Source organism: Actinokineospora globicatena, from assembly GCF_024171945.1.
In the GTDB taxonomy this organism is placed as follows: domain Bacteria; phylum Actinomycetota; class Actinomycetes; order Mycobacteriales; family Pseudonocardiaceae; genus Actinokineospora; species Actinokineospora globicatena.
Window position 1 is genome coordinate 498,416 of record NZ_JAMTCR010000003.1, and the last position, 15,279, is coordinate 513,694.

General features: G+C 71.5%; 14 protein-coding genes and 1 tRNA gene. 8 read left to right on the forward strand and 7 right to left on the reverse strand.

The window, feature by feature from the left end:
• Window positions 1-33: 33 nt before the first annotated feature.
• From LV79_RS15620 to LV79_RS15640, 5 genes are all read right to left on the reverse strand, one after another.
• Window positions 34-468, reverse strand: coding sequence for a hypothetical protein (locus LV79_RS15620; protein WP_253837129.1), 435 nt, complete (start codon window positions 466-468; stop codon window positions 34-36).
• A gap of 101 nt (window positions 469-569) precedes the next feature.
• Window positions 570-965 carry a PPOX class F420-dependent oxidoreductase gene (locus tag LV79_RS15625; protein WP_253837131.1) on the reverse strand — a complete coding sequence of 132 codons (396 nt, stop codon included), beginning with the start codon at window positions 963-965 and terminating at the stop codon, window positions 570-572.
• Entirely contained in the window at window positions 962-1,744 is a 783-nt protein-coding gene (locus LV79_RS15630) for an arylamine N-acetyltransferase family protein (protein WP_253837133.1), read from the reverse strand. The genes LV79_RS15625 and LV79_RS15630 overlap by 4 nt, the downstream gene beginning before the upstream one ends.
• Before the next feature lie 253 nt (window positions 1,745-1,997).
• The gene (locus LV79_RS15635; protein ID WP_253837142.1) at window positions 1,998-4,157 is read right to left on the reverse strand and encodes a TerD family protein; all 2,160 of its coding nucleotides are present in this window, start codon (window positions 4,155-4,157) and stop codon (window positions 1,998-2,000) included.
• A gap of 26 nt (window positions 4,158-4,183) precedes the next feature.
• Window positions 4,184-4,256: transfer RNA gene (locus tag LV79_RS15640), tRNA-Arg, on the reverse strand.
• Between the two features lie 698 nt (window positions 4,257-4,954).
• Here LV79_RS15640 and LV79_RS34475 point away from each other — a divergent pair.
• The 7 genes from LV79_RS34475 to LV79_RS15675 are packed head-to-tail and all read left to right on the forward strand — an operon-like array spanning window position 4,955 to window position 12,013.
• Window positions 4,955-6,187 (forward strand): MFS transporter, encoded by a 1,233-nt coding sequence (locus tag LV79_RS34475; RefSeq protein WP_253837144.1) that lies wholly within the window; start codon window positions 4,955-4,957, stop codon window positions 6,185-6,187.
• A gap of 8 nt (window positions 6,188-6,195) precedes the next feature.
• On the forward strand, window positions 6,196-7,050 hold the full coding sequence (locus tag LV79_RS15650) for a cupin-like domain-containing protein (RefSeq protein WP_253837146.1): 855 nt from the start codon (window positions 6,196-6,198) through the stop codon (window positions 7,048-7,050).
• Complete coding sequence (locus tag LV79_RS15655) at window positions 7,047-8,303, forward strand: 8-amino-7-oxononanoate synthase family protein (protein WP_253837155.1); 1,257 nt, start codon at window positions 7,047-7,049, stop codon at window positions 8,301-8,303. Before LV79_RS15650 ends, LV79_RS15655 begins: the two co-directional genes overlap by 4 nt.
• Window positions 8,300-9,157 (forward strand): HpcH/HpaI aldolase/citrate lyase family protein, encoded by an 858-nt coding sequence (locus LV79_RS15660; protein ID WP_253837164.1) that lies wholly within the window; start codon window positions 8,300-8,302, stop codon window positions 9,155-9,157. The genes LV79_RS15655 and LV79_RS15660 overlap by 4 nt, the downstream gene beginning before the upstream one ends.
• Window positions 9,154-10,077, forward strand: coding sequence for an acetaldehyde dehydrogenase (acetylating) (locus LV79_RS15665; RefSeq protein ID WP_253837166.1), 924 nt, complete (start codon window positions 9,154-9,156; stop codon window positions 10,075-10,077). The genes LV79_RS15660 and LV79_RS15665 overlap by 4 nt, the downstream gene beginning before the upstream one ends.
• A complete protein-coding gene (gene dmpG, locus LV79_RS15670) occupies window positions 10,074-11,084 on the forward strand; it encodes a 4-hydroxy-2-oxovalerate aldolase (RefSeq protein WP_253837175.1) in 1,011 nt (336 codons plus the stop codon). Before LV79_RS15665 ends, dmpG begins: the two co-directional genes overlap by 4 nt.
• Window positions 11,084-12,013 (forward strand): ornithine cyclodeaminase family protein, encoded by a 930-nt coding sequence (locus LV79_RS15675; protein WP_253837177.1) that lies wholly within the window; start codon window positions 11,084-11,086, stop codon window positions 12,011-12,013. Before dmpG ends, LV79_RS15675 begins: the two co-directional genes overlap by 1 nt.
• Window positions 12,014-12,020: 7 nt before the next feature.
• Here LV79_RS15675 and LV79_RS15680 read toward each other — a convergent pair whose 3' ends face one another.
• Window positions 12,021-12,509 carry a MaoC family dehydratase gene (locus LV79_RS15680; protein WP_253837179.1) on the reverse strand — a complete coding sequence of 163 codons (489 nt, stop codon included), beginning with the start codon at window positions 12,507-12,509 and terminating at the stop codon, window positions 12,021-12,023.
• A gap of 68 nt (window positions 12,510-12,577) precedes the next feature.
• Between LV79_RS15680 and LV79_RS15685 the strand changes: the two genes are divergently transcribed.
• Complete coding sequence (locus LV79_RS15685) at window positions 12,578-13,906, forward strand: hypothetical protein (protein WP_253837181.1); 1,329 nt, start codon at window positions 12,578-12,580, stop codon at window positions 13,904-13,906.
• A gap of 100 nt (window positions 13,907-14,006) precedes the next feature.
• Here LV79_RS15685 and LV79_RS15690 read toward each other — a convergent pair whose 3' ends face one another.
• Window positions 14,007-14,999, reverse strand: a complete 993-nt coding sequence (locus tag LV79_RS15690) for a beta-ketoacyl-[acyl-carrier-protein] synthase family protein (protein ID WP_253837183.1) — start codon at window positions 14,997-14,999, stop codon at window positions 14,007-14,009.
• Window positions 15,000-15,279: the final 280 nt, after the last annotated feature.

The following is a 15,279-nucleotide window of genomic DNA, read 5'->3' on the forward strand; positions in this document are numbered from 1 at the left end:
CAGGTGGTCCCACCGCGCTCGTTTGTCACCCGCTCAGTTACCGCTGTCGTCCTGGCGCGTCCGCTCGCCCTGACCGCGACCCGGGCGGCCATGTTCGCCATCGGTCATGCCCGGCGGCGTCCCACGGCCCTGGTCACCGGCAGAGCCCCGCTCACCGGTGTCGGGCCGCTGGCCGTCGTTCGGGAGTTCACGGCTGATGGCGGTGTTCGGGCCACGGTCGGCGGTGCCGTGACCGAGGGCGAACCCGGCGGCGCCACCCACCACGAGGAGACCTGCGGCGACAGCGGCGACCACCGCACGACCGAACCGGCGCGGCGCCCGCTCCTGTGGCACGACGGGCGTCCACCCGCTGGTGGCCTGCTCCGCCACTGGGGCGACGGCCTCAGGAGCGACAGTCTCAGGGGTGGCGGCGTCGGAGGCGACGGTCTCGGGGGTCGACTCGGGCTGCTGCTCGGGGGTCTGCGACATGGTGTGGTCCTTCCGGCTCGGCTGACGTCCGGTGCATCGGCGTCGGCGCGGGTCGGACCAGATGAGACAGCTGTGCGGTCGCTGTGGCGTTCCTGTGCCGCCTAGCGGCAACGCACGTAGTCGGGCACCACCCTGGCCACCACGCGGTTGCCCTCCTCGGGGTTGTGCTCGTAGGACTCGCGGCCCAGGTACTTCAGGGCGAGCGCGTCGACCACCTCGTGGTCGGTGTCGGGGGTGAACTCGACGCGGCCGCGGATCTCGATGTAGCGGTACTGGTCGTCCGGCGGGATGAGGCAGGCCGCGACGTGCGGTTCGCGAACCAGGTTGCGGTACTTCTGCCTGCGGTCGGTGAGGCTGATCAGCAGGTGGCCCTGTTCGGCGTCCCACAGGTACCAGGTGGGGCTCACGTTGGGCCGTTGGTCGCGGACCGTCGCCAGGAACGCCAGGCCCTTGGCGGCGAGGATGTCGTGGTGGGACTCGGGTACCGGCGTGCTCATGTGTCCTCCGGTCGGTCGGGGATGCGTGGTAGTCGCTCCAGGGTGATGCCGAAGTGCTCGGCGTACGCGGCCGTGATCTCCGCGTCGGAGCCGAGGGTCACCGAGTCGCGGTGTTCGCCGTCGGTCCACGACAGGCGGTCGCCGCGCAGGGTGACCCGGCCGTGTTCGGTCAGCCGGGTGCAGAACAGGCTCGTGCGGAACGGCGATTGCGGCGCGGTCTCGAACCACCGCAGCACCGGCAGGAACTCGGCCAACGCGCGCGGACGTGGGTCGACGCGCAGCATGGGCGCGGAGTCGCGCAGCAGGTCCACCTGGCCGTCGGGGCCGTCGACGAACTCGTACACGCCGTTCGGGTCGGTCCGCGGGCCGCGCACGTTCAGCCGCAGCGGGAAACGCGGGGCGTCGCGGCCGAAACCCACGTCCACCAGCCACGGGTCGGGGCAGTCGACGCGGATCACGGTGTGCGCCAACGGGAAGTTGGGGGTGCCGTCGACGAACACCTGGCTGCCCAGCAGGACCGGCCGGTAGCCCAGGGCGGTGAGCAGCGCGGGGAACGCCGAGCCGTTGAGTTCGCGGCAGGTGCCACCCCGCCCGCCTGCGACCTTCGCGACCGCCGCCGGGCCGACCCGGATCGGCACGCCCAGGTGCACGTCGATGTTCTCGAACGGGATCACGAGCAGGTGCCGTTCCTGCAGCTCACGCAGGAACTCGGCGTCCGGCGCGCGCGAACCGGTGATCCCGAGGCGATCGAGGTAGGCACCGATCACCGTCGAGTCCACAGTGGAATCACATGCGGTCGAATCCAAGGCAGCGGAATCCGAGGTGTTGGAATCCAAGGCGTCCCCCCAGGGCGTGGTCCTCCGCGATCGAGGCTACACGCACCTGGGGTCCGGCCAGGAAAGGGAGCGGACTACGACCAGTGGAGAAGGAAGTCCGCTCATGGCCTGCCGGGCACGAGGAGGGGGAACGCGCTGGTTCGTCCTGAGCGAGTGAGGAGGAAGCGCCTTCATGGCCTCGCGGTCAGCATCTTAGTCAGTTCGGAACCAGGTCCGACAACCGGTCCAGCGTGATGGCGGTCGAGCCCTCGGGCAATCCGTCCGGGCGGTGCAGGCCGATGAAGGTCACCGGACCGTCGAGGCGCAGGCCCGGCACCCAGGTGGTGACCGATCCCGCCTTGCCAGCCAGCATGTCCACCACGTGCTCCACGGTCAGGTAGTGGCGCTGGCCGATCGTCGCCGCCACCGTGCCGACCGTGGACGTGGTGGCCGCCACCTGGTTGAACTTGGGCGACCCGGACAGGTACACGTGCAGCCAGATCGCGGTCCACTTCCCCGTGTGGTCACGTTCGAACATCACCGGTAGCGCCACCCGGCCGGTACCGCGCAACTCGGAGCGCATGCGGACCGTGCGCGGCTCGAACGGCGCGCCCTGCTGCTCCCCGTCACGCACCATCCAGCCGAACATCGACTCCACGACCTCCGTGAAGCCCTCCCCCGAGTAGATGTCGACCTGGGGGACGACATAGCGGGCGGAGACAGCGCGCAGCGGGAGGTCGATGAACTCGGTGGCGCCGTCAGGCGCACCGGTGAGGTCACCGGAGTAGACAGCGCCGTCAGCGTGGTAGTTCGTCCACGACACCTGGTCTTGCAGGTCGAAGTTCTCGTCCAGCAGCGAAACGGACAGGTCGTAGTCGGTGCGCTGCTTGCTCTGCCGCCAATAGGTGAAGAACCTCAGCAGGTCACCGTCGACCGGTGTGCGAGTACCACGCGGGAGGACATCGAGACCATCTGCGGTTGCCTTACCCGACAACGGCAGCGCTACCGGGAGCACTTCCGGGTCGACCACCAGTCGGTCGTAGGCGGGCAGGCGCCTGAGCAGTTCCTCGTCCAGCATCGTGGTGGCCGAGTACACGACCTCCGGGGCCAGCCTGCGCCGCGTGTCCGCCGTGATCCACGGACGGCCGGAACGGTTGACGAACAAGCGCGCGAAGTCGTGCTGCGTCCGGTTGCCGAGGTGTTCGCGAACCGAGCACAGCACTCGGCCCGACACCGACTCCACCACGGAACCCGCGGTGGCCAACACCTTGTCAGCCTCCTCGGGACCGCTCGCCGACCGCAGCAGCCGGTCCAACGACCGGAACAGCAGACCCGGCGCGGCCGCGAGCACCCGTGCCGCCTGCGCGACCTCGCCCGCGGCCAGCGCGACCTCCGCGCGACCAGCCATGGTCCGAGCGACCCGCTCACCACGCGCGACAGCGAACACGTCCTGGGCGTGCGGGAACGCCGGGTACTCGTGCGGGTGCAGCCGCTCCCCCAGGCGCTTGAAGCGGCCGGAGTAGCGGTTGACGTCGCCGAGCTTGCCCTCGTTGCCCGCGATGACCTGGTCGAGCGCGCCCATCAGCACGCGTCGCTCGGCACGGCGGAACCCGCGGAACCGGGTGGGCTCTAGCAGGGTCACGTCACCGCCGCTGGCCTGGCACGCCACCCGCAGCACGTCGACAACGGTGTCGACCGCCACCAGCGGCAGGCCCGCCGCCAGTCGGGCCGCGTTCAGCACCCCGCGGCTCTCCCGCACCGGGATGGACTCGGGCACCAGGTCGACCCGCAGCGCGGCGAGCGTAGCGAACAGCCGCAGGTCCGAGGACTCCAGCGGCGTGGTCGACCCGGCCAGCGCGAGGAAGGTCGTGGTGATCTCCTCGTCCAAGTCGCCGCCCAGGTGCACGACGGTGACGCGGTCCTTGAGGGACGGCAGCAACTCGTCGTGCTCGGCCAGCATCTCCTCGTAGGTGTGCTGGACGCGGCCGTAGCGGGGCAGCGAGAGCAGGTTGATCACGCCGAACCGGACCTCTGGCTGCTCGCCGGAGCCCGCGGCCGAGCGCAGCTCGCGCAGCCAGAACTCCACGGTGTCGGGGACCCCGCGCGGGAACCGGCGGAAGTACGGGTTGTGCGCGACCTGGTCACCGACCAACGCGCGCACGGCGACGACGACCCCCGTCGACAGGGACACGGCCTGCTCTTTCGCCAACGACGAGACGTGCTCGACGAGCTCCCGCGACGCCTTGAACCCGGCGCTCATCAGGGCGATGTCGAGCTGGCGGGCGACCGGGGAGCTGTCGCCGCCGGGTCCGCCCGCCCGCGCGACGCGCAGGGTCCGCTGGATGAGGCGGGTTCGCAGGGTGGTCTCGCTGGTCATCGGTGTCCTCTTGCCGTTTTCTGGAGTGCTCCCACCAGGACTTGAACCTGGGACCTCCGCGTTCGTAGCGCGGCGCTCTCTCCACTGAGCTATGGGAGCCGGGGTGAACCGTTAAGTGAACCACTAGGGGTATCGGGGCGGGGGAAAAACAAAAGCCACCCGGGTCGGCGCGCCGACGGGTGGCTCCAGGTGTGCGACCGCTCAGGTCAGCACAGGAGGCCCCGTCCGTCGAATCGCCGCGACCGGCGTTCGCCGCGCCCGCGGCGGTGGGTGACGGCCGACATGGCGGCTCCTCTCGGCTCGGTCGTGCGATGGCGCCATCGTCACCCACCGCGACCGGCGGCGTCAACGGATATCCGGCGTGCGCCCGGCCACCTCCGCTCCGGCGCAGGTCGTCGACCACGACCGCGGGTGTCCCCCTAACGGCCGTCACGGTGGGTGCGATCTCCTACCCGGGTGGGGTGCGCGCGACGGGCGGGCGAACGGAAAGGGAATGGGCGTGGACAAGACCGGACTTTCCCCAGGAAATCGGTTTCGGGTACCGGCCGGAAATCCCCGGTGCGGGTGAGTCGGCTTGGGCCGTTCAGCCGCATATCCGGTCGCGTTCGGCGGAATTGACACCCGGTGATGGCCCACCTAACATGGCCAATCGCCACCCGGGGCCCGGTTGTCGGGCGCCGGTGGCCGGGGTGCGCATTTCGGCGGGGACCGGTGTTCGACGGTATTCTCCGATCCGGGTATTTCCGTCGGCGATCACATTCCACGGGCTCATTCAGACCGACAGGAGCATTGTGTCAGTGCCCGCTAAATCCGGGTTCGGGGCGTATCCGCGACTGCTGAGGGAGCCGGGGGCGCTCACCCTGGGCCTCTACGGGGTGGTCGGTCGGTTCCCGATCGCGATGCGCTCGCTGGGCTGCCTGCTGCTGGTCGCCGCGATCAGCGGGTCGCTGGCCGGTGCCGGGGTCGTCGCCGCGGCGATGCTGATCTCGCAGGGACTGGCCAGCCCGGTCCTGGGCAGGCTCGCCGACCGGGTCGGGCAGCGCAAGGTGCTGCTGACCACCTGCGCCGTGCACGCCGTCGCGCTGAGCACGCTGGTCACCGCGATCATGCTGGGCGCCCCGCTGCCGCTGCTCGTGCTGGCCGCCGTGGCCACCGGCTGCGCGTCGGTGTCGTTCACCTCGTTCATGCGCGCCCGCTGGGCCGCGCTGGTCGAGCAGGGCACGCTGCGCACCGCGTACGCGCTGGAGTCGGTGCTCGACGAGACGATCTTCTTGCTGGGCCCGCTGCTGGTCACCGTGCTCGCGACCGCCGTGCACCCGGCCGCCGGGCTGGTCGCGTGCGTCGCGTTCACCACGGTCGGCTCGATCGCGGTCGCCCTGCACACCCGCTCCGAGCCGGTCGTCGAACCGCTGGACGAGGGTGGCGGTCAGCGGGCGATCTCGGTGACCGGGGTCCAGGTGCTGATGGTGGCGTACGCGGGCATGGGGTTCCTGCTCGGCGCCATCGACGTGACCATGGTGGCGTTCGCCCGCGAGCAGGGGACGCCCGGCATGGGCGGGGTGTTCCTGTCGCTGACGGCGGTGGGCAGCCTCGCGGCGGGCGCGGTGTTCGGCGCGGTGGACTGGAAGCTGCCCCAGGAGAAGTTGCTGGTGGCCACGACCACCGTGCTGGTGCTCGGCGCGGTCCCGCTGGCGTTCGCCGGGTCGTCGCTGGTGATGGCCGGGCTCGCGGTGGTCGCCGGGATCGCCATCGCGCCGGGGCTGATCGCGGGCAGCACGCTGCTGGAGGCGTTGGCGCCCAAGGGGTCGCTGTCGGAGGGGTTCTCCTGGCTCTCCAGCGCGGGCGCGTTGGGCATCGCGCTGGGCACCGGCGCGGGCGGCTGGCTCGCGGAGTCCGGTGGGTTCGACGCGGCGGCGTGGGCCGCGGTGGGTGGCGGGGCGGTCGCGGTGGCGCTGAGCGCCGCCGGGCAGCCCGCGCTGCGCAGGAGGCGGCCGGTGCGGGAACCGGGAATGGCGGCACGAGAACAGTGAGGGAACCAGTGAGCACACAACCGGTCGAGCTCGGGGGCCTGCCGGTCCCCCGGATGGACTTCGACGAGTTCCTCGCCTTCGGGCGGGAGGCGCTGATCCGCGCCGACGTCCCGGTCATCATCAACCTCCCGGACAGCGTGCGCGGCCTCGGCCGCGAGGGGGTCGCCGAGCGGCTCGGCGGGATGCGGGTGACGCTGTTCACCGAGCCGAGCAACAAGCAGAACTCCGAGCGCTGGACCACCACGGAGATCCAGCTCAGCGAGTTCTTCGCCGACGAGAGGTACCTGACCGACCCGGGCGCCTGGAACCGGATCGTGTCCAACATCCGCGACAGCCCGGCCGACGTCAACGCCATCCTCGGCTTCGACGCCGAGGACCTGTTCGACTACCGGCGCTCGCTCAACGCGGCCAACCTGTGGATCAGCCACAAGGGCGTGTTCACCCAGAGCCACTTCGACGAGCTGGAGAACTTCAACATCGCGCTGCAGGGCCGCAAGCGGTTCGTGCTGGCCCCGCCCGGGTTCTGGGAGTACTACCCGCGCTCGGTCCGCCAGGGCTTCGGCGACAAGTCGCAGGCCTTCGACTTCGACAACGTCGACGCCAAGAAGTTCCCGCGGCTGGTCGCCAAGCTCGCCGAGCGCCGCGAGCTGATCCTGGAGCCGGGCCAGATGCTGTACCTGCCGCTGGGCTGGTGGCACCAGGCGGAGTCGCTGGAGGACATGAACATCAACATGAACTTCTGGCTCAAGGACCCCAAGATCCTGCGCCGCCCGTACGTGCTCGGCGTCGCGCTGTACACGATGCTGTTCCGCAAGCTCAAGGGCGTCTACAACTACCAGCCCGCCGCCGGGAGCGCGTCATGACCGACATCGCGGACGTGCCCGCGCGCCAGGCCATCACCCCGACGCACCGGTACCGCAACAACGACAAGGCCGTCGGGGTCGGCAACGCGTTCTGGGACCGCTCCGAGCAGGAGGGGGTCGCCGGGATCGTCGCCGAGCTCGACAACGGGGTGCTGCGCACCGCCGAGGGCCACGAGTTCATCAACTTCACCTGCTGCTCCTATCTCGACCTCGACTCCCACGCCGAGGTCATCGAGGGCGCGGTGACCGCGCTGCGCCGCTTCGGGGTGCTCGACCACTGCATCCCGCGCAGCCGGGTGCAGATCCCGGCGCTGCTGGAGCTGGAGGCCTCGCTGGGCGAGCTGTGGGGCGGCGACGTGGTCACCGCGATCTCCGCCGGGGTGGCCAGCGCCGGGCTGCTGCCGCTGATCGCCTCCGGCCACCTGGGCAACGGGACCCGGCCGGTGATGGCGTTCGACAAGAACTGCCACGTGTCGATGGCGGGCGCCAAGCCGTCCTGCGCGGACGAGACCGAGGTGCTCACCGCCCCGCACCACGACGTGGACTACCTGGAAGACCTGTGCCGCAGGTACGAGCGGGTCTGCTACGTCGTCGACGGCGCGGACAGCCTCGGCGGGTACGCGCCGGTGCAGGAGCTGGCGGTGCTGCAGGACAAGTACGGGATGCTCGTCTACTACGACGACTCGCACTCGGTGTCGGCCTACGGCGAGCGCGGCATGGGCTACATCCGCGCGCACAACCCGATCCGCGACGAGCGCACCATCACCGTGGCGACGTTGAACAAGGCGTTCGGCACCAGCGGCGCGGCGATCGTGCTCGACGGCTACGGCAAGCACGCGCACCGCGTCATCGAGCGGTTCGCGGGCGCGCTGTGCTACTCGCAGCCGATGAACACCGCCGCCGTCGGCGCGTCGCTGGCCTCGGCCGAGATCCACCGCGGCCCGGAGCTGGTGGAGCTGCAGGGGCGGCTCAACACCAACATCGAGCTGTTCGACTCGCTCATCGCCACCGAGCAGGCCGGGACGAGCTACCCGATCCGGGTGGTGCCGATGACCGACGACACCGTGATCGACTCCGGGCGACAGGTGTACGAGGCCGGGTTCTACGTCTCGCCGGTGTTCTTCCCGATCGTCGCCAGGGGCACCGCGGGATTGCGGGTCATGCTGCGCGCGGGCCAGACCGAGGCGCAGATCCGGCGGCTCGGCGAGGTGCTGGTCGAGGTGGGAGCCCCAGCCGCTAAGGCGTTACCGTGAGAGCCATCCCGCGCAGCATCCTCTACACGCCCGCGTTGTCGCTGGAGCGCGTGGTCAAGGCGTGGTCCTACGACGCCGACGTGCACCTGATCGACCTCGAGGACGCCGTCCCGCCGCCGGAGAAGGCGGCGGCGCGGCTGGTGTGCCGGGCGGCGCTGGAGCAGGCGCCGCGACCGGACAACGCGGCGGTGCGGGTCAACCAGCTCGGCACCCTCGCCGCCGTCCTCGACCTGGTCATGCTGGCCGAGGCTCCGGTCAAGCCCGGGTTCGTGGTGATGACGATGGTCGAGTCGCCGGTGGAGGTGGCCCTGCTGCGCGCCACCCTCGCCGAGGCGGACGCGCACCCGCAGATCTACGTCACCGTGGAGACGGTCGCGGCGCTGCGGGAGCTGGACGCGATCGCGGCCGCCGCCGACGGGCTGGTGCTCGGCTCCGCCGACCTGGCCGCGACGCTGGGGGTGCCGATCACCTGGGCCGGGATGCTCGCCGCCCGCCAGGAGATGGCGCTGGCCTGCGCGCGCCACGAGCGCGGCTGCGTGGACACCGCGAACTTCCGCCTCGGCGAGCCCGACGTGCTCGCCGAGGAGATCGAGCGGGTCCGCGAACTGGGCTTCCACGGCAAGGCCACCGTGCACCCCAGCGAACTCGACACCATCAACGGCGCCCTGCGGCCCGACCCGGAGCAGGTGCGGGCCGCGCGCCGGGTCACCGACGCGGTCAGCGCCGCCGACGGCGGGATCGCCGTGCTCGACGGGAACATGGTCGGCCCGCCGTTCGCGCGCCTGGCCCGCGCCACCGTCGCGCTCGGCGACGCCTGGTCCGAGCGGTTCGGCCAGAACGGGGGAACACGATGAGCATCTCCGAAATGGCGACCGAGACCGGTCGCGGCGGGCGGATCCGGGTCGCGGTGATCGGCACCGGGGCGATCGGGCAGGACCTGGTCAGCAAGGTGCACCGCTCCCCCGTGCTCGACCTCGCGCTCGCCGTCGGCCGCAACGCCGCGTCGGCCGGTCTGGCGCACGCCGCGCGGTTGGGCTACCCGACCAGCGACGGCGGGATCGACGCGGTCCTGGCCGCCGAGCGCCCGTTCGACGTGCTGTTCGACGCCACCAGCGCCGCCGCGCACCTGGAGCACTGGCGGCTGCTGGCCGACGAGCCCACGCTGCTGGTCGACCTGACCCCGAGCAAGATCGGGCAGATGGTGGTGCCGACGGTGACCGGCACCCACGGCACCACCGGCCGCGACGTGAGCTTGATCAGCTGCGGGGGTCAGGCGTCCATCCCGGTCGCGCACGCGCTGGCCGAGCGGTTCGCGGTCGACTACCTCGAGGTCGTCTCCACCGTGGCGAGCACCATCGCCGGTCGGGCGACCCGGCTCAACCTCGACGAGTACGTGGCGACCACCCAGCACGCGGTCACCACGTTCACCGACGTCGCCGACACCAAGGCGATCCTCAACATCAGCCCGGCGGTGCCGCCCGCGACCTTCCGCACCGCCGTGCACGCGGTGATCCCGGGCGCGGACGCGGGCGCGGTGCGCGCCGTGGTCGACGAGGTCGCCGCGCGGGTGCGGGCGTTCGCCCCCGGCTACCAGGTCATCGCCTGCGCGGTCAACGGCGACCGGGTCGTGGTGTCGGTGGAGGTCACCGCGACCAGCGACGTCCTACCGCCCTACGCGGGCAACCTCGACATCATCAACTCGGCCGCCATCCTGGTCGCCGAGCAGCACGCGGCCCGGCTCAGCCCGGCTGGCGGAACGGGGGCACGGGCATGACAGCGGTGGTGGTCCACGACCCGACCTTGCGCGACGGCCAGCACGCGGTGCGCCACCAGCTCGGGGTCGCCGCGCTGCGCGGGTACGCCGAGGCCGCCGACGCCGCCGGGGTGCCGGTGGTGGAGGTCGGCCACGGCAACGGGCTCGGCGCGTCGTCGCTGCAGGTCGGGCGGGCGGCGGTCAGCGACGACCTCATGCTGGCGACCGTGCGGGAGGCGTTGCGGCGCAGCAAGATGGGCGTGTTCATGCTGCCCGGCTGGGGCACGTCGAGCGATCTGCGCAAGGCCATCGCGCACGGCGCGGACGTCATCCGCATCGGGGTGCACTGCACCGAGCCGTCGCTGGCCGAGCGGCACCTCGGTTGGCTGGCCGAACAGGGCGCCGACGGGCACTGCGTGCTGATGATGAGCCACATGGCCACGGCGGCCCAGCTCGCCGAGCACGCCGCCGCCGCTGTCGGCTACGGCGCGAAGGCCGTCGGGCTGATGGACTCCGCCGGGTACTTCCTGCCGCAGGACGTCAGCGAGCGCATCGGTGCGATCACCGCGGCCGTCGACGTGCCGGTGATCTTCCACGGGCACAACAACCTGGGCATGGCGGTGGCGAACTCGGTGGCCGCCGCGCAGGCCGGTGCCACGATCATCGACGGCTGCGCGCGCGGGTTCGGCGCCGGAGCGGGCAACACGCAGCTGGAGGTGCTGGTCCCGGTCCTCGAGCGCACCGGGTTCAGCACCGGGATCGACCTGTACGGGCTGCTCGACGCGGCGGAGTTCGCGGAGCGGGAGCTGATGCCCGCGCCGCCGACCACCGGGACGCTGAGCATCGTCAGCGGTCTGGCCGGGGTGTTCTCCGGGTTCAAGCACCAGGTGCTCGACGCGTCCAGCCGCGCCGGGGTGGACCCCCGGGACGTCTTCTTCGAGCTGGGGCGGCGGCAGGCGATCGCGGGTCAAGAGGACCTGATCGTCGATGTCGTGGCGGAGTTGGGGCAGCGGGAGGTGGCGGTCTGATGCGGTTCGTCAGCGCCGCCGAGATGGCCGGGACCGAGGTCGTGGTGCGGGTGGTCGACGCGCTGGCCGAGGTGTTCGCCGACCTGGCGGCCGGTGAGGTCAAGTCGCCGTCGCGGACCATCGTCGAGCACGGGCCCGCGCGGCAGCTGCTGGCCGGGACCGCGATCTGGGAGCGGCGCGGGGTGGGCAGCGTCAAGATCACCACGTTGACGCCGGACAACCCGGGGCGCGGGCTGCCGCTGATCCACGGCGTCGTCGTGGTGACCGACCTGGCGACCGGGCAGGTGACGGCGCTGCTCGACGGCGCCGAGCTGACCGCGGTCCGCACGGGCGCGGTGGCGGCGCTGGCGACCCGGTTGTGCGCGGCGCCGGACGCCTCGGAGTTGGCGATCGTGGGCGCGGGCGTGCAGGGCAGGGCGTTGGTGCGGGCCGTGTCAGCGGTGCGGCCGATCCGAGCGGTGCGGGTGTTCTCGCGGACCCGGGCGCGGTCGGAGGAGTTCGCCGAGTGGGTGCGGGCCGAGTTCGGGCACGAGGTGTCGGTGCACGACACGGCTCGGTCCGCGGTGGCCGACGCCGCGGTGATCTGCACGGCGACGTCGACCAGTGGCCCGGACCCGGTGGTCGCGGCTGACTGGGTGGCGCGGGGCGCGCACGTCAACATCATCGGCGGGACCGACGAGGAGGCCATCGAGGTCGAGCCCGCGTTGCTCGGGTCGGCTCTGGTCGTCGTCGAGGAGCGCGACGCGGCGGTGGAGGACGCCGGTGAGGTCCGGGTCGCGATCGACGCCGGGCTGGTGGCGCCGTGCGACCTGATCGAGTTGGGCGCGCTGGTGAACAGCGGGTACGTCCCGGACGGCCGGACGACGGTGTTCCGTGGCGTGGGGATGGCCATCGAGGACACCGCCGCCGCGGCCGCCGTGGTCGGGTAGACCGGTGTCAGCCCTCGCGGCAGCGGACCAGGAACGCCCGCTCGAAGGTGATCACCGCCTCGCCGGTGGACTTGGTGCCGGTGGTCTCGACGGTGATGATCCCGTTGCCCGGGCGGGACTTCGACAGCCGCTTGTCCAGGATCCGGCTGGTGGCGTAGAGGGTGTCGCCGACGAACACCGGGTCCTTGAGCCGCACCTTGTCCCAGCCCAGGTTGGCCACCGCGCGCGCCGAGAGCGCCTGCACGGTCATCCCGCCGACCAGGCACAGGGTGATGCCGCTGTTGACCAGCACCTGGCCGTACTCGGCCCGCGCGCCGTAGGCGGTGTCGAAGTGCAGCGGGTGCTGGTTCATGGTGAGCAGCGTCAGCCAGGTGTTGTCGGTCTCGGAGATCGTGCGGCCCGGCCAGTGCCGGATCACCATGCCGGGGGTGAAGTCCTCGTAGTCACCCCCGTGCTCCTCCACGAACTCGTTGTCCCCCACCTGGCGCAGCGTCATCGGTCTCCCTCTCGTGGTGTTCCCGCCTGGAACCGTACCCTGTCCACAGTAGACTCGAAGGAATTCTGATGTCCGGCAACCACCCGTGGTTCGGTACGCACCGGATCGCCCCCGCGGCCGCCAGCGCGACGATCCGCGACATGCTGCGGCACGAGATCCGCGACACCGGCTGGCCGCACCAGCCGCTGCTGCCCGCCGCGCCGATCGCCTTACCGCGCGCGTCCTACGCCGAGCTGTACCGGGCGACGGTGGCGCTGCTGGACCTGGTGCGCCGGGTCGCGCTGGAGACCGCGGGCACGACGGCGGGTCGGCTGGCCGCGTACGGGATGCCTGCGAGCGAGAACCAGCTGTTCGTCGCCGACCAGTTCACCGAGGAGCGCTACGCCGACTGCGTGGTGCGACCGGACGTGGTGATCGGGCCGGACGGGCCGCAGTTCCTGGAGTTCAACGTCAGCGGCGCGCTCGGCGGCCCGGTGGAGACGCACTGCCGGATGCTGGTGTGGCGGGCGCTGCACGGCGACGCCGACGGTCGTGTGCCGTTCGGGTTCCACTCGCCGTTCGCGGTGCGGGAACGCATGTTCCGGGACTTGGCGGCGGAGTTGGGCGTGGCGCCCCGGGTGGCGTTGGTGGGCAGCGCGCGGGACCAGGGCATCGCGTCGACCAGGTACTTCGACATCGAGGCCGACTACTACGCCGCCCACGGCCTGCGCGCGCGGTTCTTCGAACCCGAGGACCTGCACGAGGCGTGGTCCGGTCCGGAGCGGTACCCGTTGGGGCTGCGGAACTTCACGATCCCGGACTGGGACGAGTTGGGCATCGACACCGCGCCGGTGCAGGAGGCGCTGGACAACGGCGTGCTGCTGGTGGGCACCCAGACCTCGACGTTCCTGGCCAGCAAGCTGACCATGGGTCTGCTGTCGGAGGGGCGGCCGTGGATGAGCGCGGCCGAGCGCGCCCTGGTGGCCAAGTACCTGCCGTGGACCCGCGTGTTGTCGGACCGCAAGACGACCCACGCCGATGAGCCGGTCGACCTGCTCCGGTTCACTGTGGACAACCGGGAGCGGTTGGTGCTCAAGGAAGGCCTCGGGATGAGCGGCAAGCAGGTCCTCATCGGCGAGGAGACCTCCCCGGCCGAGTGGGAGACCGCCGTAGTCGCCGCAGCCACCACGGGCACCAGCATCGTCCAGCGGTTCATCACCCCCGCCACCTGCCGAGTCACCATGGTCTCCGACGACTCCGACGACCCCCACGAGGTCGACGTAGCCCCCGTCCTCGGCCCCCTCCTCTTCGGCGGCCGCCCCGCGGGCATCTTCACCCGCTTCTTCGCCGACGGCCGCGCGGGCATCGTCAGCGTCATGGGCAACAAAGCCGCCGACAACACCGTCGTCTGGGTCTGACCCCAGTCGACCGACCTCCCTTGGAGACCGCGATCCTGGCTGTCGGTGCGGTTCTGCTCGCCGAGGTCGCTACCCGACGGCGAACAGGACGCGGGGGCGGCTAGGCGTGGTGGCGCAGGGCCAAGTGGCCGACGACGACGGCGTGGCCTGTCTCTCCGATCAGTGCGGCGACGACGCCGTCCTTCCCGTCGGGGTGGTGGCTGGCGAACGCCTCTTCCAGGAGGGAGAACGCCGAAACGCCCGCCAGGGTGCCGACTTCCGCGCTGACGCTGTGGACCAGTCCGGCCGGGACGTCGAGTTCCTGGGCAGCGGCGGCGACCAGGTTGGGGTTCGACTCGTGCACGCACAGGCGGTGCAGCTCGTCGAACTCGGTGAGGCCCAGGGCGCGCAATCCCCGGCGGGCCGCGTCCGGCACGTTCTCGCGGAAGGTGGACCCGACGCCGCGGGCGCGGATGACCATGCGCGGGGTGTCGGCGTGGTCGAAGGTGACCCGCCAGTCGTCGGCGGCGGTCTGCCAGGCCATGTCCACCACGGCCCACCCGGCGCGGTCGGTGGCGTGCCCGACCACCAGGGCGCCGACCGCCTCACCGAAGATCGTCGGGAACAGCCAGTCGTCGAGCTCCTCGCGCCGCTCGTCGGGTGCCTTGGCCCGGCCGTGGGCGAGCGGCAGCATGTCGTTGGCGGCGGTGATCAGCACGTAGGCGTCCGGGTCGTGCCGCGCGTCGGTGTGCTGGAGCAGGAAACCGGCGTGCCGCAGCGCGTAGAACAGGCCCGCGCAGCCGGAGACCATGAACTCCATCGGGAGGCCCGGTTTGTGGCACCCCACCGCTCTGCGGCACACCGGCAACCCGTACGCCGCGGCGTTGTCGGCCCCGGAGGCCACGTGCAGGTGGCCTGCGATCGCCCCAGCGCGGTCGACCGGTCCCCCGACGACCTCCTCGTGCCGGACCAGGGCGATCTCCATCGCCCTGGTCAGCATGGTCAGCACGTCGGGGTTGGTCGCCGGTCTCGGCAACTCGTCGGCTTTCGCCCAGTCCAGCCCCCGGTCGATCGCCGTCCTGGCGAACCGCGCGGTCGCGTGTGTCGTCGCCACCGACGCGATCCCCAGCTTGTCCCTCAGGAACGTGGCAGGCAGGTCCCCTCCCCGCGCAGGCCGCACCCCCGCCACGATCTCCTCGGAAGGTACGAGCTCCCCGAATTCAGCCCCCACCGCCCCGTACCCCGGCACAACCGCACTGACCCCCGTGATCGCCACCTTGGGCGAAGTCGCATCCACCCCTCGATGACAACACGCCCTCAGAAGCTTTCTCCGCTTACGCCTACGAAGCTGCCGCTCCGTCACTCCGACAGCCACCACCACCCGACCCAGACCA